Origin of the sequence: Devosia sp. 919, from assembly GCF_013185965.1 — a bacterium.
Lineage (GTDB): Bacteria > Pseudomonadota > Alphaproteobacteria > Rhizobiales > Devosiaceae > Devosia.
The window spans coordinates 37,686-54,993 of the sequence record NZ_JABAOL010000001.1; the positions used below are offsets into that span (position 1 = coordinate 37,686).

Genomic DNA, 17,308 nt, shown 5'->3' on the forward strand with positions numbered 1-17,308 from the left:
TTAGCCGGCGAGCGCTTCGCGATCCTTGCGGCTCAAGCGCTCGCTTTCGCTCTTGAGCTGGCCGCAGGCAGCAAAGATGTCGCGCCCGCGGGGCGTGCGCACGGGGCTGGCATAGCCGGCCTTGTTGACGATATCGGCAAAGCGCTCGATCCGCGAGGAAGGCGAGGTGCCATAGTTCGAGCCGGGCCAGGGATTGAACGGGATGAGGTTGATCTTGGCAGGAATGCCCGCCAGCAACCGCACCAGTTCGCGCGCCTCGGCATCGCTGTCATTGATGCCATCGAGCATCACATATTCAAAGGTGATGCGGCGGGCATTGGAGAGGCCCGGATAATTGCGGCAGGCCTCGAGCAGTTCTTCGATGGGCCACTTCTTGTTGATGGGCACGAGCACATCGCGCAAATCATTGTTGGTGGCGTGCAGGGAGATGGCAAGCATCACGTCGATCTCGCGCCCGGTGGGCTCGATAAAGGGCACGACGCCAGAGGTCGAAAGGGTAATGCGGCGCTTGGACAGGCTCATGCCGTCGCCCGCCGACGCGATCAGCAGGGCCTGCTTGACGTTCTCGTAATTATAAAGCGGCTCGCCCATGCCCATCATCACGATATTGGTGATGGCACGGCTCCCGTCAGCCGGAACAAGACCGCCATCATCGGGGCGGCTGCCGCCGGGGAAATCGCCCAGCCGCTCGCGGGCCATCAGCACCTGCCCGAGAATTTCCCCGGCGGTGAGATTCCGGACAAGCTTTTGCGTGCCGGTATGGCAGAACGAGCAGGTAAGCGTGCACCCGACCTGGGAGGAAACGCAAAGCGTGCCGCGGTCCTGCTCGGGGATATAAACGGTTTCCACCTCGACGGGTGGATAGAGCGGATTGGCGGGATCGCGGAAGCGGAACAGCCATTTGCGGGTGCCATCGCTCGAAACCTGCTCGGAAACGATCTCGGGGCGATCAAGGATGAACTTGTCGGCCAGCAGCTGGCGCACCGGTTTGGCGACATTGGTCATGCGCTCGAAATCGGTGACCCCGTTCACATAAAGCCAGTTCCACAACTGGCTCGCGCGCATCTTGCTTTCGCGCTCGGCAATGCCCGCGCCCACCAATGCCTCGGCGAGCTGCGGCTTGCCCAGGCCGATCAGCGAAGGCCGGCTGGCGACCGGCGAACGCACGGCAGACGAATGGTCAAGATTAAGCGCAATGCTCATGGGGGCAAAGGTCCGGAAGGTGCGGGATCAGGTGGCCAATAGCATATGGGGCGCGCCGGCGCAAAGTCACGGGCCCGGGAGGTGCTGAGGGGCTGCTATTCGCCAGGCGCGGGATGATCCTTGCCCTGGGTGGGGCGATCAAACAGCGAAGCCGTGAGAGCAACCGAGAAGGCGGCAATGATGACGACGGCAAAGTTGGCAACAACTCCCCACTCAATCATTCTTCCAGTCCTTTCAGATGGCGTCTTGCCAGCCAATGTAAGCCCAAACTGCTGATGAAACAACCAACCACCACGAAGGCTGCAGTGGGCGAGCCACTGGACGATTGCGCCAGCGCCACGATCGGCGCCAAAGCACCAATCCCCACCAGCGCCATGGGTACGCCATTCATGTAAGTGGCGGTCAGCTTGCGCTGTTCATTGCGGACGAGCTTGCTCAATCCCTCAGCATTCGGCGGAGACGGCCTGGGTGGCAGCGGTGGAGCCGGCGAGCGAGAAGGTTTGCGCCACCTTGATGCCGGCACTGGTGGTGCCTTCAACGACCAGGCTCGAGCCGGCCCGGATGGCGCTGGCGAGCGCATCGCTTTGCCCGGCATCGTCGAGCCAGGCGGCATCGTTCTGGGTAAAGAGATTGAAGGTCTGCCCATTCACCGTGACGGTCGCGCCGCTATCGGGCTGGAAGGTGAAGCCGGCAACCAGATTGAACTCGCTGGCGACATTTTCGCCGGGCCGGCTGGTGAGGTAGAGATAGGCCTGCGTATAGCCATCGGGCGTGGGGGTCACGGTGGTGGGCTTGGTCATGGCAAAGCAGACCGGCCCGGCCCCATCGGACGCTGCATAGCTCGACCAGTCCCGGAAATCACCGAGCAGCCGCACCGACTGGGCTGCAGCGCTGCCAACCGAAAGCAGGCTGGCCACGACCACAAGCGAAACAAAGCGCGAAACCATAAGGGGCCTCATCAAACACAGGAAGGACGAGGGCCGCGACGCGGCACCTCGCCCGGATAGGAGGATTGCTCGAGCGGGGTCCAGCCCCGATCAGGCGCAGGCTGCGTCGATGGCGTTCATCGCCGCCGTGGCGCCCGAAAGCGAATAGGTGTCGATCGTGTTGGTGCCGCGCTGGGAGGTTCCGCGCACCTGCAGCTTAGTGCCGCCCTTGAAGGCCTGGACAAACCCGCCTTCGTCGCCGGTCGAAGCCAGCCAGGCCGCCGAGCCCTCGGTGACCATCGGATAGGACTTGCCATCAATCGAAGCGCTAGCCTTGGCGTCACTGCTGTTGAAGGGGTAGCCGATAATGGTCTGCACCTCGTTCTTGGTGCCCATGCCCTTACGGTGAATGATCATGAAGTGAACGGGGTCGCGATTAACACCGGCGGGCTCGCTCGATTGCGGCGCGGCCGAGATATAGCAGAGCACCCCCGAAGCATCGGTCGCCTGCCAGGCGGTCCAGGCATTGAAACTGCCGAGCTCGGTTGCCTGCTGCGCCTGCGCGACAGGGGCCAGAGCCATGACCGCGCCGACCGCGAGCCCAAACACAAGGCTACCGGTTTTCAACGTCATCGCCAAATCTTCCTCATCTTTGAAGGTACGCATCTAGTGGGATTTGCTGCTCGCAAGCTTAAGCCCCACATGGTTACTAAGGTGTCAAGCGCCGCCACGCCCCAGCGCTAGCCATCAAGTGAGCGGCAATCGTGACGCTAAAAAGGCGCGGGGCAGCGGCAATGACGTGCTTTGCAGGTAAAGGGTCAAGCTCGCGTTAACACTGCCGTGAGCGGCTCACGCTTCGAGCGAATAACTTTGCTCGACCACATAGGGGCCGCCACCCACCGAGTCACGGCTGGAAAACAGCACAAAGCGCCTGGGCGTGAATTCAAGCGGCTCGAAGCGCCCGGCCTCGGCGATAAAGCGGGCCACCTCCTCGGGCGCCGAGCCGCGCAACCTGGCCAAGGTTATATGGGGCACGAATTTGCGGCCCTCGGCGGGAAGGCCGGCGCGCTGCAGCACCCGCTCCTGGGCCGCCTGCAGGCGGCTGAGCGCCTCGCTGGGCTCAACTGCGGCATAAAGCGCGCGCGGCTTGGCCCCCCCAAAGGCACCCAGATGGGTCAGCCGCACCGGAAAACTCAGAGACTGGCTCAACCGGTCGAGGCTGTCGGCGACTTCATTGGCGGTGCCATGATCCACATCACCGATGAAGCGCAGGGTGATGTGGTAATTCTCGGCATCGATCCAGCGCGCGCCGCTGAGGCCGCCGCGCTTGAGCGACAGGGCAAAGGCGATATCGCCGGGAACTTCAAGGCCAGTAAACAGCCGGGGCATGAGGCCTCCTTTGCCCGCGGGCAGGCAAGACAATCGCAGCCAGCCTAGCATAACTGCCTGAGAGGGGCAGTCGAATCGTCGCGGCTGGGCGAACAGGGTTGTAAAGGACTTCTCCCCCATCCATATTACCGATCAAGTGGCGCCCAACAACGCCCTCGGCGGGAGGAAACCGCCTTATCCGTCAGTGAAAGGATAGTGCATATGGCTGAATATGACCGTCAGACCCTGAATGCGCGGGCCGGCTCGGCCTTAGCCATCGACGAGGGCCTGCGCAGTTACATGCTGCGCGTCTACAATTACATGGGCATTGGCCTGGTGGTAACTGGCCTTGCGGCCTGGTTTGCTGCCGCCGCTGCCATCACCACCAATCCAGATGCCGCCGTGGCCCAACTGGCCAATGGCCAGTATGTGACCCAGTGGGGTTACCTGCTTTATGCCAGCCCGCTGCAGTGGGTCGTGATGCTCGCGCCCCTCGCCTTCGTGATGGTGCTGAGCTTTGGCATCAACAAGCTCTCCGTGCCCGCCGCCCAGGCCACTTTCTGGGCCTTCTCGGCGATCATGGGCCTGTCGATGAGCTCGATCTTCCTGGTTTACACCGACGCTTCGATCGCCAAGGTGTTCTTCATCACCGCGGCAACCTTTGGCACGATGAGCCTTTATGGCTACACCACCAAGCGTGACCTGACGGCGATGGGCTCTTTCCTGATGATGGGCCTGATCGGCCTGATCATCGCCTCGATCGTCAACATCTTCATGCAGTCGAGCATGATGGAGTTCATCATCTCCGCTGTCGGCGTGCTGATCTTTGTGGGCCTGACCGCCTATGACACCCAGAAGATCAAAGAAAGCTATGCCGAGCACCATGGTGCCGACACGCTCGCCAAGAACGCCATCATGGGTGCGCTCTCGCTGTATCTGGACTTCATCAACCTGTTCATGATGCTGCTCCGCCTGTTCGGCAACCGCGAATAATTCCGACCCGCGGCCCTGGGCCGCGGATTTCGATGGACACTGTTTGGGGACCGCAGTCATAAAGGCTGCGGTCCCTTTGCTTTGTCGAGTTGACGTATCGTGTCCGACTTCCGCCTGCGCCCGTTCGAGTGGTCCGATGTGCCCGCGATCACCCGCATCTACCGACATTATGTCGATCACACCGCCATTACCTTTGATACCGAAGCGCCCGACGAAACGGCCATCGCCGAGAAATATGCGGGCCTCTTGCGCTTGGGTCATCCGGTGATCATCGCCGAGCGCGCGGGCAAGCCCATCGGCTATGCCTATGCCAGCTTTTATCGGCCCCGCGCGGCCTATCGCTTCACCTGCGAGGATTCGCTTTATCTCGATCCTGCCGAAACCGGGCGCGGCATCGGCAAGGCAATGCTGAGCGAGCTTCTGACGCAGTCGCGGGCCTTTGGCTTCAAGCAGATGCTGGCGGTGATCACCGCCGATACGGCCAACTCGGTCGGCATCCACGAGAGATTTGGCTTCCACCGCGTCGGGTATTACGAAGCGGTTGGCCTCAAATTCGACCGCTGGCACGACATCGTGCACCTGCAACTGGCGCTTTAATCAGGCAGCTTGTTAAACCGATGAGCCTGAGCAACACCCGCTGAGGCGCGGCTGCAGTCCGCCGGACCGGCAACAGGCGGTTAACCCACCACCGCCAGTTGCGGATCGAGCACGCGGAGCACCTGCGCCAGTTCGTGGCCGCGCTTCAAAATGCGGCCCTGCTGGTTGGTAACGGCATATTGCCCCTGGCGATTGCGCAAGCGCGGGGTTTTCTCGATCAGGTAAAGTGGTCGCTCGGACACGCGGGCATATACCGAAAACACTGCCCGCTCGCGCAGGAAGTCCATGGCGTAATCTCGCCACTCGCCCTGCCCGACCTTGCGGCCATAAACCGACAGGATCAGCGCCAGTTCCTTGCGGTCAAAGGCAACAATGGCTGGGACCTTGCTGGGCTGCGGACTGGGCGGCGCCTCGGCCTGATGCACCAATTCGAGCTTCACCGGCTTGCTGTTTGGAACACGCGCTTGCACGCTTGGCCTCGCACTCCTTGTTGCAGAACCGTCATGATCGCGGCATTCGACCGGCGATGCAAGCGCTTCACGGCACCGCCATCGCCCTAGGCCAAAATACCCCATTTAGGCCACACTGCTTCCCTTTGGCTGCCCCATTGCACCGCGACAGTGTCATCGTTGCCCCAAGGCTGGTGGCTGGCCGACCGAGCCCCCCGAAGAACGCCGCCACCAGTTCCTCCAAAGAGCAGTCAACTTCTCCCGTCCCTGGTTTCCAGCGGCGGGAGATTTGTTTGGGGGTCAGCGCTCGTAGGACGCAGCGCCCAGAATGGCTCCTGGCAGCCCATTGCGGTCTTCCTGCACGATCACGGCGATGCCGTCGCCCGCTTCGGCGGCAAGTTCGGCCAATGGCAGTTTGAAACGAGCGCCAGCCTTGCCTTCCCACATGCCCAGCATGTGTCGGCCGGTGACCACCTGGGTATAGCTCATCGCCTTGCCCGCGTTTTCGCCGCGCTCGATCTGCACCTGCGCCTGGCGCAGATAGGTGACGAGCCAAACCACTGCATCGGCGGTTCCGGCACGAGGGCCGATCTCGACCTCGAGCATGCCGGCATCGCTTTCGATATCCACCGGCAGGGTCAGGCTGGCCGAGCGAATGGCGCTATGCACTTCGGCGCGGCGCGAGCCCACCACATCCTGCTTGCCGTTGACCACCATCTGCGGCGTGTAGATGCGCGGCGTGCCCCAACTCTTGGCATAGGCGCGCTGCCGGTCGGAATTGGCCGGATTGCCGAAAGTGTCCTTCCAGCCCACATAATCCCAATAATCGACATGAAAGGCGAGGGCGATCACGTCCTCGTCTCGGCCCAGGCTCGACAGCAGCGCATCGGCCGGCGGGCAGGACGAGCAGCCCTGGCTGGTAAACAATTCAACCACAGCCTTGGGCCGCTCGCGCAGGCTTTCGGCCTGGCTAGAGGGGGCCATGGCCAGAAGTGCGATCATCGCCATGATTACGGCGGGGGTGCAAGGAGGAACCATCCCCAAGTTGTAAGCCACAGATTGGTTGGCCCGCCAGTCAAAACGGGGTGACAAATACCGGCTCGGTTAACCTTAGGCGGGAGCGTGGCAGACCAGCTCCAGGTTATTGCCGTCGGGATCGAGCACAAAGGCGGCATAATAATCGGGACCGTAATTGGGCCGGAGCCCCGGGCCACCATTGTCGCGGCCACCTGCGGCGAGAGCGGCGGCATGGAATGCATCCACGGTCGCGCGGTCGGGGCTGCGTAGGGCGACATGGACCGGCATCGCGCCGTCGGCTGCGGTCAGCCACAGATCGGCGGGTTCGCCCGTTCCGCCCAGCCCCGCAACCCCGGGATAGGCCGCTTGCTGGCTATAGCCGAGCGGAGCCAATGCTGCCTTGTAAAAAGCCAGCATCGGCTCGAACTGCCCGGTGACAATGCCCAGATGATCGATCATTTTTTCCACTCCATTTGCGTATGGCGGAACCCTCGCAGCCCCTTGCGACAAACCCTGTCAGCAGCAAACGAAAATGGCGGCCCCCAAGGGCCGCCATCAAGAATTATCTGGCGCGGGAATGAACCCTTATGCGGCCACGAGGCTGCGCAGCACATAGTGCAGGATGCCGCCATTCTTGTAGTAATCGAGCTCGTTGGCCGTATCGATGCGGCAACGGGTTTCGATGATAAAGCTTGTGCCGTCGGCGCGGGTGATCTTGACCGGCACAATAGCACGGGGAGCCAGGTTTTCCACCCCGACGATGTCGATGGTTTCGGTGCCGTCGAGCCCCAGCGTCTGCCAGCTCTCGCCGTCCTTGAACTGCAGCGGGATCACGCCCATGCCCACAAGGTTGGAGCGGTGAATACGCTCGAAGCTCTGCGCGATCACGGCTTTAACGCCCAAGAGATTGGTGCCCTTGGCCGCCCAGTCGCGCGATGAGCCCGTGCCATATTCCTTACCCGCAAAGATCACGAGCGGCGTGCCCTGGCCCTGATAGGCCATGGCCGCATCATAGATCGGCATCTGCGAGCCATCGGGACCCTTGGTGAAGCCACCTTCAACGCCCGGCAGCATCTGGTTCTTGATGCGGATATTGGCAAAAGTGCCGCGCATCATCACCTCATGGTTGCCGCGCCGGGCGCCATAGGAGTTGAAATCGCGCGGGGCGACCTGGTGCTCCTGCAGATATTGGCCCGCCGGGGTGGAGGGCTTGAACGAGCCGGCCGGGGAGATGTGGTCGGTGGTGATCGAGTCAAGGAACAGGGCCAGCACCCGCGCGCCGTTGATATCGGTCACCGGCTTGGGGGTCATGTCCATGTCTTCGAAATAGGGCGGGTTCTGCACATAGGTCGAGGAGCTGTTCCAGCCATAGGTTTCGCCGCCTTCGATGGCGATGGCCTGCCAGTTGTCGTCGCCCTTGAACACATCCGAATAGCGCCGCTTGAACATTTCAGGCGTCACATGGGTGCGCACGATCTCGGCGATCTCGTGATTGGTGGGCCAGATATCGCGCAGATAAACCGGCTGGCCGTTCGAGCCGATGCCCAGCGGCTCAGTGGTGATGTCGACATTCATCGAGCCGGCAATGGCATAGGCCACAACGAGCGGCGGGGAAGCGAGGAAGTTCGCCTTCACATCCGAATTGACGCGGCCTTCGAAATTGCGATTACCCGACAGCACCGACGCAGCCACCACGTCGCCGGTCTGGATCGCCTTGGAGATGGCGGCCGGCAGCGGGCCCGAATTGCCGATGCAGGTGGTGCAGCCATAGCCGACAAGGTTGAACCCAAGGGCATCAAGATCGGCCTGAAGGTTCGCGGCGGTGAGGTAGTCGGTCACCACCTGCGAGCCGGGGGCCAGCGAGGTCTTGACCCAAGGCTTGGAGTTGAGGCCGAGGGCGCGTGCCTTGCGGGCAACGAGACCGGCAGCCACCAGCACCGATGGGTTGGAGGTATTGGTGCAAGAGGTGATGGCGGCGATCACCACATCACCATGCCCGATGCTGAACTCTTCGCCTTCCACGGGAACGCGGGTGTCCTCGGTCTTGCCGAATTCCTTGGGCAGCCCTTCGATAAAGGCCTGCTTGGCATTGGTCAGAACGATACGGTCTTGCGGGCGCTTGGGACCCGAGATCGAGGGCACGACGGTGGAAAGATCGAGCTCGAGGGTCGAGGTGAACACCGGATCGGGCGAATTGGTGTCGCGGAACATGCCCTGGGCCTTGCTATAGGCCTCAACCAGCGCCACGCGCTGCGGGTCGCGGCCCGAAGTGGTGAGGTATTTCAGCGTATCGGCATCGACGGGGAAGTAGCCGCAGGTGGCGCCATATTCAGGGGCCATATTGGCAATGGTCGCCTGGTCTTCGAGGCTGAGGTAGTCGAGACCCGGGCCATAGAACTCGACGAACTTGCCGACCACGCCCTTCTTGCGCAGCATTTCGGTGACGGTCAGCACGAGGTCGGTGGCGGTGATGCCCTCGTTGATCTTGCCCGTAAGCTTGAAGCCCACGACTTCGGGGATCATCATGGTGATGGGCTGGCCGAGCATCGCTGCCTCGGCCTCGATGCCGCCCACGCCCCAGCCCAGCACAGCCATGCCATTGACCATGGTGGTGTGGGAATCGGTACCCACCAGCGTATCGGGATAAGCGACGATCTCGCCGTTCTCTTCGCGGGTCCACACGGTCTGGGCGAGATATTCGAGATTGACCTGGTGGCAGATGCCGGTGCCGGGGGGCACGACGCGGAAATTGTCGAAGGCCGACTGGCCCCAGCGCAGGAACTCGTAGCGTTCGCCATTGCGTTCATATTCGAGCTCGACATTCTGCTCGAAGGCCATCGGCGTGCCAAAGCTGTCGACCATCACCGAGTGATCGATCACGAGATCGACGGGCACCAGCGGATTGATCTTTTGCGGATTGGCGCCGAGCTTGGCGGTCGCATCGCGCATCGCGGCCAGATCCACCACGGCCGGAACGCCGGTGAAGTCCTGCATCAGCACGCGCGCCGGGCGATAGGAAATCTCGTGCTCGGTGCTGCGCGTCTTGAGCCATTCGGCCACAGCCAGGATATCGGCCTTGGTGACGGTGCGGTCATCTTCGAAGCGCAGCAGGTTTTCCAGGACCACTTTCATGGAATGGGGCAACGCGGAAACGCCCTCCAGCCCGTTCTTTTCGGCTTCGGCGATGGAATAATAGGTGTAGCGCTTGCCGCCGACCTCAAGGGTCGATTTGGCGTTGAAGCTGTTCAGTGAGGTCACGGTGTTCCGCCCTGTCATCTAGCGTTGCGGCGAACGCGGGGCGTGCGGCCAACGGGCCGGGCAACCGCCCAAAGACGTCGCCTTTCCTGGAATGACTCCAATCTAGAGGGCTTATATCCAACAAAGATTACCCTTGCCAGTGCCGCCTTTAGTTCAATACGAGATGGGGCCATGTCCCCTCGGCAAGTGTTTCCAGCCCTGCATCTGCGCGCCCAAGGCCTTCAATGCGGACGGGGCGGCACGCCCCTTGGCCAGCCTTTGGACCTCTTGGCCGAACCGGGCACGGCGCTGCTGCTGCGCGGACCCAATGGCGCGGGCAAGACGACGCTGCTGCTGACGCTCGCGGGCGTAGTAGCGCCCATAGCGGGCAGCCTTGCGCTCGACGGCGTTGATCCCGACGAGGGGCCATTTCTCCATTTCTGCGGCCACCGCAACGCGGTCAAGCCGCGGCTGAGCGTCGAAGAAAACCTGCAGTTCTGGGCCGCGCTGAACGGCGGCGATGGCCTGCCGGTGCCCGATGCGCTGGAACAGGTGGGCCTGGGCGCCCTGGCCCGGCTCGATGCCGGCTATCTGTCGGCCGGGCAGGGGCGGCGCCTGGCGCTGGCCCGGCTGCTGGTCTCGCCGCGCCCGCTGTGGCTCCTTGATGAACCCACCGCCGCGCTCGACCGGCAGGGTCAGGCATTGGTTGCCGGCCTTATCGATGCGCAACTGCAAAGCGGCGGCATTGTCGTGGCCGCCACCCATGACGAACTCGCCCTCGCCGATCCCACGCGGATCACCACCCTGACCCTGGAGCCGAGCCGATGAGCGGTTTTGCGGCGGCGCTCGGGCGCGACCTGCGCCTCGCTCTGCGCGGGGGTGGCGATGTGCTGACGCTCGTCCTCTTTTTTGTAATCGTGGGCGTCGTTGTGCCCTTTGCCGTTGGTCCCGACCAGGCGCTGCTCGCCCGGCTTGCGCCGGGCATGATCTGGATCGCGGCGTTCTTGTCCATGCTGCTCGGGCTCGATCGGCTGTTCCGGCCCGACCATGAGGATGGCACCCTGCTGCTCTTGCGTCAGGCGGCGCTCCCTATGCCGGCGATCATCGCCGCCAAGCTGCTGGCGCACTGGCTGCTCGCGGCCTTGCCGCTGCTTCTTGCCAGCCCGCTGCTGGCAATCTTGTTATCTATGGACCTTGCGAGCTTTTGGCGCACCCTGCTGTCGCTGCTGGTGGGCACGCCGGCGCTTGCCGCTTTTGGTGCTATCGGCGCGGCGATAACGGTGGGGATCGGCCGGGGCGGTTTGCTGGCCCCGATCCTCATCGCGCCCCTTTCGGTGCCGGTGCTGATCTTTGGCGTTGGCGCCATTCCGGCTGGGCCTGGACCGGATCAATCCGGCAGCGCCTTGCTGTTTCTCGCGGCGATTAGCCTCATCGCCTGCGCCACTGCGCCCTTTGCTGCGGGTCTTGCGATAAGTGCGAGCGAGGATTAGTTGAGCCCCATGACGCTTGCAACCGCACCCAAACAGCGCTGGTGGAACCGGATTGCCCATCCCGGGCAGTTCGTCGCCTGGACGCGCCCGCTGCTCTGGCCACTCACCGTGGCCACCGCGCTCCTGTTCCTGGTTGGGCTGTGGTTCGCCTTGTTCAACTCGCCCCAGGACTACCAGATGGGCGACACCGTGCGCATCATGTATGTGCATGTGCCCACCGCATGGCTGAGCCAATTCGTTTACGCGACCATGGCCGTTTCGGCGCTGGGCACCCTGGTCTGGCGCCACCCGCTGGCCGATGTGGCGATGAAGACCGCCGCGCCCCTGGGCGCCTGCTTTACAGCGCTGGCGCTCTTTACCGGCTCGCTCTGGGGCCGCCCGACCTGGGGTACGTTCTGGGAATGGGACGGGCGCATGACCTCGACGCTGGTCCTGCTGTTCATCTATCTCGGCATTATTGCGCTCTGGCGCGCCTTTGACGACCAGCTGCGCGGCGCCCGGGTGATTGCCGTCTTCACCCTCGTGGGTGCGGTCAATATACCCATTATCAAGTTCTCGGTGGATTGGTGGTCGACGCTCCATCAACCCGCCAGCGTCTTTCGCGCCGACGGGCCGCGCATGCCGCCGTCCATCCTGACGCCGCTCTTCGTGATGTTCTTTGCCTTTACGCTGCTGTTCATCACGCTCCAGCTCAAGGCCATGCACACCGAGATCAAGCGCCGGCGCGTCGCTACGCTCGAGCGCCGGGCAGCCCAGGGAGCGGCAGACGCATGATCGATCTGGGACCCCACGCGCTCTTTATCGTTTGCGCCTATCTTGGTGTTGCGCTTGTCGTGGCCGCGCTGATCGGCTGGACCCTCTGGGACGCCCGCCGCACCGAGCAGCGGCTCAAGGACCTCGAAGCGCGTGGCATCCGTCGCCGCTCGGCCGAGCCGGCCGCCTGATGCGCTTCCTCCTGTTTGCCCTGCCGCTGCTGCTGCTCGCCGGTCTCGTCGCGATCTTCGCCAGCACCATGAACCGCGACCCTTCGCTGGTGCGCTCGGTGCTGATCGACAAACCCGCGCCGAGCTTCGCCCTCGAAGCGGTGCCGGACCTCGGCGTGCCCGGCTTTGCCACCGAAAACCTCACCGGCGGGGTCACGGTGGTCAATGTGTTTGCCTCCTGGTGCATCCCTTGCCGCGCCGAGCACCCGCTGCTGACCAGCCTCAAGGACAGTGGCGATATCCGGCTCTTTGGCATCAACCAGGCCGACGCCCCCGAAAATGCCCGCGCCTTTCTGGCCGAACTGGGCAATCCCTATGATGCGGTCGGCGCCGACCGCGACCGGCGCGTCTCGATCGATTGGGGTGTTTATGGCGTGCCCGAAACTTTTGTGGTCAACCCGCAAGGGGTCATTACCTTCAAGCATGTCGGCCCCCTGACCCCCACCAGCCTCGAACAGGAACTGCTGCCGGCGATCGCGGCTGCACGGGGGTAAAGTTTAGGGTTCTGCATCCGTCGCGAAGCGCCCTCCGCGATAGAAGTCGCCCGGCCCTCCCCTCACGGGGGAGGGAGGGATCGAGGGAGGGGGTCGTGGTGAAGCGCACTATCGTGCCGCCATACCCAAGCGTTTGAACCTCAGGAAAGCACCCTCAAAAATCGCTGGTTAAACCCTTGATCTCCCAGTCCCCGTAGCGCACCGGCTCGAGGCCGCCGCGGCCGCCTTTTTCGGCCGGGTTCTGGGCCGCAAGGCGGTCGATCTCGGCGCGGCGCGCTTCGGCTTCCGCCAGAGCCCGTTGCGCGGCAGGAGACAGGGGCGGGCGCGGCGCGGGCTCGGGGGCAGTCGCGGACGGCTCTGGGGCATTTGGCTCATTGTCGTTCATTGCGCTTCTCCCAAGGCTTGGGCCCCGGCGCCTTGCATGCAACCGGATCGCACCCAACATAATTGGCCAGACACGCAAACCCAAGAGGCACCATGTACAACACGCTTCGCACCTTTGGCCTGCTGGCGGCGCTGACGGCGCTGTTCATGGTGGTCGGCTATTTCATTGGTGGCAGCTCGGGCATGATGATGGCCTTTGGCTTTGCGCTGCTGACCAATCTGTTCAGCTACTGGAACTCCGACAAAATGGTGCTGCGCATGCAGAACGCCGTTCCGGTGGAGCGCAGCCAGGTGCCTCAACTCTATGAGATGGTCGACATCCTCTCGCAAAAGGCCGGCATCCCCACTCCCGCTGTTTATGTGATCCAGACCGACCAGCCCAATGCCTTTGCCACCGGGCGCAATCCGCAGAATGCGGCCGTGGCGGTGTCCACGGGCCTCCTGCAGCAACTCGATACCCGCGAAGTCGCTGCCGTGGTCGCCCATGAGCTGGCCCATATCCGCTCGCGCGATACCCTGACCATGACCATCACCGCCACCTTTGCCGGCGCCATTTCGGCCCTGGCCCAGTTCGGCCTGTTTTTCGGCGGCGGCAATAATCGCGACAATCCGCTGGGCGGCATCGGCGCGCTCTTGATGGTGTTCCTGGCGCCGGTTGCGGCGATGATCGTGCAGATGGCGGTGAGCCGCACCCGCGAATACGAGGCCGACAAGGATGGCGCCGCCATTTCGGGCGATCCCCTGGCGCTGGCTTCGGCGCTGGCCAAGATCGCCACCCTTGCCGGGCGGCAGGTCAATGTTCAAGCCGAACGCAACCCCGCGATGGCCCATATGTATATCATCAATCCCCTGTCCGGGCAGCGCATGGACAATCTCTTCTCCACCCACCCCGATACGGGCAACCGCATTGCCCCGCTCCAGCAGCTTGCAGCGCAGCTTCAGGTGGTTGATAAGGACCCCCGGCCGGCGCGCGGGCCCTGGTCGGCTTCGCCACGCCGTCCGGCGCCTGGCGGTGCCACCTGGCGCGCGCCGTCGGCCGGCCGGGACAATCCCGGTGATCGCGGCCCCTGGGGATAAAACAAATCAAGACGCACAAACCTGAACCGGCCGGCCTCAAGCTTCGCCTCGTTGCCGCGCAGCGCCTGCGGGGCGTGCTCGCGGGCGAACATTTCGCGCCCCTGGGCCCTGCCGATCTGGCTGACGGGCGCGACCGCGCTCTCGCCAACCGGCTGATTACCACGGCGCTGCGCCGCCACGGCCAGCTCAACTTCATTCTCCATGCCCTGCTCGACAAGGGCATGCCGGGCAAATCAGGCACCTTCGAAGCCGTGCTGCGCCTGTCGGTCGCGCAACTGATTTTCCTGCCCGATCTGGGCGCCCATAGCGCGCTGTTTCTTGCGGTCGAGGCGGTCAAGCGTGATCCCAAGGCGCGCCACCTGGCCGGGCTGATGAATGCCGTGTTGCGCACCGCGCAGGCCAATTCGGCCAAGTTCAGCATGCTGTCGGACGATTTGCTGCTGCCCGAGACCTTTGGCGACACCTGGCTGGCCGCCTATGGCGAAGACGCCATCATTGCCTTTGAAGCCGCGCTTTTGGCCGGCGCACCGCTGGACCTGACGCTCAAGCATGACGACCCCGAACTGCGCGATGCGCTGGGCGCCGTCCCCCTGATGGCCGACAGCGTGCGGATCGATGCGCGCGACAAGCCGGTGGAAGCCCTGCCAGGATATAGCGACGGGCGCTGGTGGGTGCAGGATGCTGCCGCCGCGATCCCAGCGCGCCTGCTCGACCTGCCCGCGAATTCGCGCGTGCTCGACCTTTGCGCCGCGCCGGGCGGCAAGACCGCCCAGCTGGTCAAGGCCGGCTATGCAGTCACCGCGCTCGACGCCGATGCCAAACGCATGGAGCGCCTCGCCGGCAATCTCGAGCGCCTCGACTATAGCGCGCAAACCGTCGTGGCCGATGCCACCACCTATGCGCCCGAAGAGCCCTTTGCCGGCATCGTGCTCGATGCCCCCTGTTCGGCGACCGGCACTTTCCGGCGTCACCCCGAAGTGCTGTGGCACCGCTCGCTCAGCGACATTGCCGGGCGCGTCCGCTTGCAGCGCAATCTCCTGCGCAATGCCGCCAAGTGCCTCGCGCCCGGCGGCGTGCTGATCTATTGCGTTTGCTCGCTCGAACCTGACGAAGGCGAAGCACAGGCCGCATGGGTGCTGGCCAACCTGCCCGAACTTGAACTGCTGCCGGTTACAGCAGAGCAATTGCCTGGCTTGCCCCAAGCCATCACGTCAGAAGGAACGGTGCGCACGCATCCGGGCATGGCACCAGGCGCGCAAAACGGGGGAATGGACGGTTTCTTCGTGGCGCGATTCCGCCGCCGCTCCTAGAATGGCCGCCGGAAAGTCGCGCAAATCACCTAGCGCCTTTGAGGCATGAACTCGTTGCAGCCATTAGCCGCCCCGGCGGACCCATATCGCTCCCTGCCACAAGGGAGCGCCCCGCCGTGATTCCACTGGTTCATCACGCCCGCCGTGCGGCTCTTGGGCTGGCCGACCGTGTTGTCACGCTTCCGGCTGTGCGCTGGACCTGGCGCAGCCTGGCCGACAATAGCTGGAGCGGCAACCTGCCCGAACTGCGTCCGGCCGATGCGGAGGCCGTACGCGATATGATGGCGGGGCGTTATCTGCTGGCCTCCAAGCTGGTGCAGACCGGCGGCACCTCGCCCTTTGCCGAGCCGCCCGAGCACCTGGAATGGTGGCAGAACCTGCAGAGCTTTTCCTGGCTGCGCCATTTCCGTGACCTGCGCGACCCCGGCGAGCGGTTTTTCGCCCGCACCCTGGTGCTGGACTGGATCGAGCGCGATGGCGGCTTTGCCCGCCCGAGCTGGGCTCCCACGATCTGCGCGCAGCGCGTGCTCAATTGGCTGCGCCACCTCAATATGCTGCTCGATGGCGCCACCCCCGAGCAGTCCCGCACTATCCAGCGCGCCCTTGGCGCCCAGATCCAGAGCCTCAAGGTGCGCGAAGGGCTGGCGAGCGATCCGGTTGATGCGCTGTTTGCGGGCATTGCGCTTTTGGGCGCCGCCGCCTGCGATGCCGAGGGCAGCACCGATCTGGCCGCGCGGCTGCGGCGGCTCAACGCGCTTTTGGCCGAACAGCTCGACCGGGACGGGCTGCATCGCTCGCGTAATAGTCGGCTTCAGCTGCAATTGCTGGTGGAGCTTTCAAGCGTGCGCCGCGCGCCCCTGGGCCCCAAGACCGAAGCTACGGCCGAATTGGCCGCTCAGATCGATCGCATGCATATGTGCCTTGATGCCCTGACCCTGGGCACGGGCGAGCCGGCTTATTTCCAGGGCTGCGGCCAGCTGCCCCACGACATCCTGATCGCCGTGCAATCCGACGGCCCGCCGCTGCGGCGGCGCAGCATGCTGCTCGGCGGCTACGGCATTTTGCGCGCCGGCGACGCGGTTCTGGTGGCCGATACCGGTCCCGCGCCTGCACCGGACTTTGCCGCCCAGGCGCATCGCAGCCCGCTGGCCTTCGAGTTCTCGACCGGCAACGCGCTGCTGGTGGGCAATTGCGGCCCAGCTCCTGCCGATCTGCCCGGCGGCGAAGCTTCGTTCCGGCAAGCCGTTGCCCATTCGGGCCCGACCATTGACGGCCAGGATCCCGAACCATCCGGTGCCGTCGGCCGTCGCGGGCCCCTTCCCAAGCCAAAGCTGGAACTGGCGGAAAACGCGCTCACCCTCACCACGGCCGGTTATCGCCGCCGCTTCGGGGTCGACATCGAACGCCAGATCACCTTGATTGGGGATGGCGAAACCCTGGTCGGCCAGGATCGCCTGATTGCGCAGGGCACGCCCAGTGGCGTGCTCTGCCTGCGCTTTCATCTCGGGCCCGGCACGGTGGTGCACCGGGTTTCGGAAGAAAGCGTTGCGCGGCTTGTTCTCCCCAATGGCGAAGTGTGGAGCTTTTTGTGGGAAGGCGCGAGCCTTTACGAAGACGATTCCGTGCGCCAGTCTGCCTCCTTGGGCTTGGTGCGTACACGCCAACTCGTGCTCGAGGCACAGGCCGCTGCTGGCACGGAGATCGCCTGGATCTTCACCCGCCAGAACTGACAGGCGGTTGGCGCATGCGGGCGCTTCATGCTAGCGAGCACCCGGCAAAC

General features: G+C 63.9%; 21 protein-coding genes. 10 read left to right on the top strand and 11 right to left on the bottom strand.

The annotated features are described in order from the left end of the window. The 6 genes from rlmN to thpR all read right to left on the bottom strand — a co-directional run bounded on the left by rlmN (position 1) and on the right by thpR (position 3,518). Positions 1-1,203 carry a 23S rRNA (adenine(2503)-C(2))-methyltransferase RlmN gene (gene rlmN, locus HRQ64_RS00175; RefSeq protein ID WP_172121544.1) on the bottom strand — a complete coding sequence of 401 codons (1,203 nt, stop codon included), beginning with the start codon at positions 1,201-1,203 and terminating at the stop codon, positions 1-3. 95 nt (positions 1,204-1,298) lie between these two features. Beyond that, positions 1,299-1,424, bottom strand: a complete 126-nt coding sequence (locus HRQ64_RS20315) for a hypothetical protein (protein WP_282567565.1) — start codon at positions 1,422-1,424, stop codon at positions 1,299-1,301. Then, positions 1,421-1,642, bottom strand: coding sequence for an amino acid transporter (locus HRQ64_RS00180; RefSeq protein ID WP_172121545.1), 222 nt, complete (start codon positions 1,640-1,642; stop codon positions 1,421-1,423). Before HRQ64_RS00180 ends, HRQ64_RS20315 begins: the two co-directional genes overlap by 4 nt. Positions 1,643-1,646: 4 nt before the next feature. After that, complete coding sequence (locus HRQ64_RS00185) at positions 1,647-2,150, bottom strand: invasion associated locus B family protein (protein WP_172121546.1); 504 nt, start codon at positions 2,148-2,150, stop codon at positions 1,647-1,649. A 90-nt stretch (positions 2,151-2,240) separates the two neighbouring features. Further along, complete coding sequence (locus HRQ64_RS00190; protein ID WP_172121547.1) at positions 2,241-2,762, bottom strand: invasion associated locus B family protein; 522 nt, start codon at positions 2,760-2,762, stop codon at positions 2,241-2,243. A 216-nt stretch (positions 2,763-2,978) separates the two neighbouring features. After that, a complete protein-coding gene (thpR, locus tag HRQ64_RS00195; protein WP_127754738.1) occupies positions 2,979-3,518 on the bottom strand; it encodes an RNA 2',3'-cyclic phosphodiesterase in 540 nt (179 codons plus the stop codon). A gap of 201 nt (positions 3,519-3,719) precedes the next feature. On the opposite strand from thpR, the gene HRQ64_RS00200 reads away from it, so the two are divergent. Together HRQ64_RS00200 and HRQ64_RS00205 are read left to right on the top strand one after the other, a co-directional pair. Then, positions 3,720-4,490 carry a Bax inhibitor-1/YccA family protein gene (locus HRQ64_RS00200; protein WP_127754739.1) on the top strand — a complete coding sequence of 257 codons (771 nt, stop codon included), beginning with the start codon at positions 3,720-3,722 and terminating at the stop codon, positions 4,488-4,490. Positions 4,491-4,589: 99 nt separating this feature from the next. Further along, a complete protein-coding gene (locus HRQ64_RS00205) occupies positions 4,590-5,087 on the top strand; it encodes a GNAT family N-acetyltransferase (protein ID WP_172121548.1) in 498 nt (165 codons plus the stop codon). A gap of 80 nt (positions 5,088-5,167) precedes the next feature. On the opposite strand, the gene HRQ64_RS00210 is transcribed toward HRQ64_RS00205, so the two are convergent. The 4 genes from HRQ64_RS00210 to acnA all read right to left on the bottom strand — a co-directional run bounded on the left by HRQ64_RS00210 (position 5,168) and on the right by acnA (position 9,829). Further along, positions 5,168-5,515 (bottom strand): DUF2794 domain-containing protein, encoded by a 348-nt coding sequence (locus HRQ64_RS00210; RefSeq protein WP_248307176.1) that lies wholly within the window; start codon positions 5,513-5,515, stop codon positions 5,168-5,170. 321 nt (positions 5,516-5,836) lie between these two features. Then, on the bottom strand, positions 5,837-6,544 hold the full coding sequence (locus HRQ64_RS00215; protein WP_172121550.1) for a DUF1223 domain-containing protein: 708 nt from the start codon (positions 6,542-6,544) through the stop codon (positions 5,837-5,839). A gap of 102 nt (positions 6,545-6,646) precedes the next feature. Beyond that, on the bottom strand, positions 6,647-7,012 hold the full coding sequence (locus HRQ64_RS00220) for a VOC family protein (protein WP_127754743.1): 366 nt from the start codon (positions 7,010-7,012) through the stop codon (positions 6,647-6,649). A gap of 126 nt (positions 7,013-7,138) precedes the next feature. After that, the gene (gene acnA, locus HRQ64_RS00225) at positions 7,139-9,829 is read right to left on the bottom strand and encodes an aconitate hydratase AcnA (RefSeq protein WP_172121551.1); all 2,691 of its coding nucleotides are present in this window, start codon (positions 9,827-9,829) and stop codon (positions 7,139-7,141) included. Between the two features lie 153 nt (positions 9,830-9,982). Between acnA and ccmA the strand changes: the two genes are divergently transcribed. The 5 genes from ccmA to HRQ64_RS00250 are packed head-to-tail and all read left to right on the top strand — an operon-like array spanning position 9,983 to position 12,757. Next, positions 9,983-10,618, top strand: coding sequence for a heme ABC exporter ATP-binding protein CcmA (gene ccmA, locus HRQ64_RS00230; RefSeq protein WP_248307142.1), 636 nt, complete (start codon positions 9,983-9,985; stop codon positions 10,616-10,618). Next, positions 10,615-11,280 (top strand): heme exporter protein CcmB, encoded by a 666-nt coding sequence (gene ccmB / locus HRQ64_RS00235; protein ID WP_172121552.1) that lies wholly within the window; start codon positions 10,615-10,617, stop codon positions 11,278-11,280. The genes ccmA and ccmB overlap by 4 nt, the downstream gene beginning before the upstream one ends. Positions 11,281-11,289: 9 nt before the next feature. After that, entirely contained in the window at positions 11,290-12,054 is a 765-nt protein-coding gene (locus tag HRQ64_RS00240) for a heme ABC transporter permease (protein ID WP_172121553.1), read from the top strand. Further along, positions 12,051-12,224: a heme exporter protein CcmD gene (gene ccmD, locus HRQ64_RS00245; RefSeq protein ID WP_172121554.1), complete on the top strand. Its 174-nt coding sequence runs from the start codon at positions 12,051-12,053 to the stop codon at positions 12,222-12,224. The genes HRQ64_RS00240 and ccmD overlap by 4 nt, the downstream gene beginning before the upstream one ends. Next, positions 12,224-12,757: a DsbE family thiol:disulfide interchange protein gene (locus tag HRQ64_RS00250; RefSeq protein WP_172121555.1), complete on the top strand. Its 534-nt coding sequence runs from the start codon at positions 12,224-12,226 to the stop codon at positions 12,755-12,757. Before ccmD ends, HRQ64_RS00250 begins: the two co-directional genes overlap by 1 nt. A 154-nt stretch (positions 12,758-12,911) precedes the next feature. Here the strand turns inward: HRQ64_RS00250 and HRQ64_RS00255 are convergent, their stop codons facing one another. After that, positions 12,912-13,142 carry a DUF1674 domain-containing protein gene (locus HRQ64_RS00255; protein WP_172121556.1) on the bottom strand — a complete coding sequence of 77 codons (231 nt, stop codon included), beginning with the start codon at positions 13,140-13,142 and terminating at the stop codon, positions 12,912-12,914. 92 nt (positions 13,143-13,234) lie between these two features. Between HRQ64_RS00255 and htpX the strand changes: the two genes are divergently transcribed. The 3 genes from htpX (at position 13,235) to HRQ64_RS00270 (ending at position 17,258) form a co-directional block, all read left to right on the top strand. After that, complete coding sequence (gene htpX, locus HRQ64_RS00260; RefSeq protein ID WP_172121557.1) at positions 13,235-14,218, top strand: zinc metalloprotease HtpX; 984 nt, start codon at positions 13,235-13,237, stop codon at positions 14,216-14,218. Between the two features lie 74 nt (positions 14,219-14,292). Beyond that, on the top strand, positions 14,293-15,528 hold the full coding sequence (locus HRQ64_RS00265) for an RsmB/NOP family class I SAM-dependent RNA methyltransferase (RefSeq protein ID WP_172121558.1): 1,236 nt from the start codon (positions 14,293-14,295) through the stop codon (positions 15,526-15,528). Positions 15,529-15,644: 116 nt separating this feature from the next. Further along, complete coding sequence (locus HRQ64_RS00270; protein ID WP_172121559.1) at positions 15,645-17,258, top strand: heparinase II/III family protein; 1,614 nt, start codon at positions 15,645-15,647, stop codon at positions 17,256-17,258. The last annotated feature ends 50 nt before the right edge of the window (positions 17,259-17,308 follow it).

What these genes read in the sequence shown, in the direction of transcription:
- rlmN (WP_172121544.1), bottom strand. Translation starts at nt 1,203, where the DNA reads ATGAGCATTGCGCTTAATCTTGACCATTCGTCTGCCGTGCGTTCGCCG.
- HRQ64_RS20315 (WP_282567565.1), bottom strand. Translation starts at nt 1,424, where the DNA reads ATGATTGAGTGGGGAGTTGTTGCCAACTTTGCCGTCGTCATCATTGCC.
- HRQ64_RS00185 (WP_172121546.1), bottom strand. Translation starts at nt 2,150, where the DNA reads ATGGTTTCGCGCTTTGTTTCGCTTGTGGTCGTGGCCAGCCTGCTTTCG.
- HRQ64_RS00190 (WP_172121547.1), bottom strand. Translation starts at nt 2,762, where the DNA reads ATGACGTTGAAAACCGGTAGCCTTGTGTTTGGGCTCGCGGTCGGCGCG.
- thpR (WP_127754738.1), bottom strand. Translation starts at nt 3,518, where the DNA reads ATGCCCCGGCTGTTTACTGGCCTTGAAGTTCCCGGCGATATCGCCTTT.
- HRQ64_RS00200 (WP_127754739.1), top strand. Translation starts at nt 3,720, where the DNA reads ATGGCTGAATATGACCGTCAGACCCTGAATGCGCGGGCCGGCTCGGCC.
- HRQ64_RS00215 (WP_172121550.1), bottom strand. Translation starts at nt 6,544, where the DNA reads ATGGCGATGATCGCACTTCTGGCCATGGCCCCCTCTAGCCAGGCCGAA.
- HRQ64_RS00220 (WP_127754743.1), bottom strand. Translation starts at nt 7,012, where the DNA reads ATGATCGATCATCTGGGCATTGTCACCGGGCAGTTCGAGCCGATGCTG.
- acnA (WP_172121551.1), bottom strand. Translation starts at nt 9,829, where the DNA reads ATGACAGGGCGGAACACCGTGACCTCACTGAACAGCTTCAACGCCAAA.
- ccmA (WP_248307142.1), top strand. Translation starts at nt 9,983, where the DNA reads ATGTCCCCTCGGCAAGTGTTTCCAGCCCTGCATCTGCGCGCCCAAGGC.
- ccmB (WP_172121552.1), top strand. Translation starts at nt 10,615, where the DNA reads ATGAGCGGTTTTGCGGCGGCGCTCGGGCGCGACCTGCGCCTCGCTCTG.
- HRQ64_RS00240 (WP_172121553.1), top strand. Translation starts at nt 11,290, where the DNA reads ATGACGCTTGCAACCGCACCCAAACAGCGCTGGTGGAACCGGATTGCC.
- ccmD (WP_172121554.1), top strand. Translation starts at nt 12,051, where the DNA reads ATGATCGATCTGGGACCCCACGCGCTCTTTATCGTTTGCGCCTATCTT.
- HRQ64_RS00250 (WP_172121555.1), top strand. Translation starts at nt 12,224, where the DNA reads ATGCGCTTCCTCCTGTTTGCCCTGCCGCTGCTGCTGCTCGCCGGTCTC.
- HRQ64_RS00255 (WP_172121556.1), bottom strand. Translation starts at nt 13,142, where the DNA reads ATGAACGACAATGAGCCAAATGCCCCAGAGCCGTCCGCGACTGCCCCC.
- htpX (WP_172121557.1), top strand. Translation starts at nt 13,235, where the DNA reads ATGTACAACACGCTTCGCACCTTTGGCCTGCTGGCGGCGCTGACGGCG.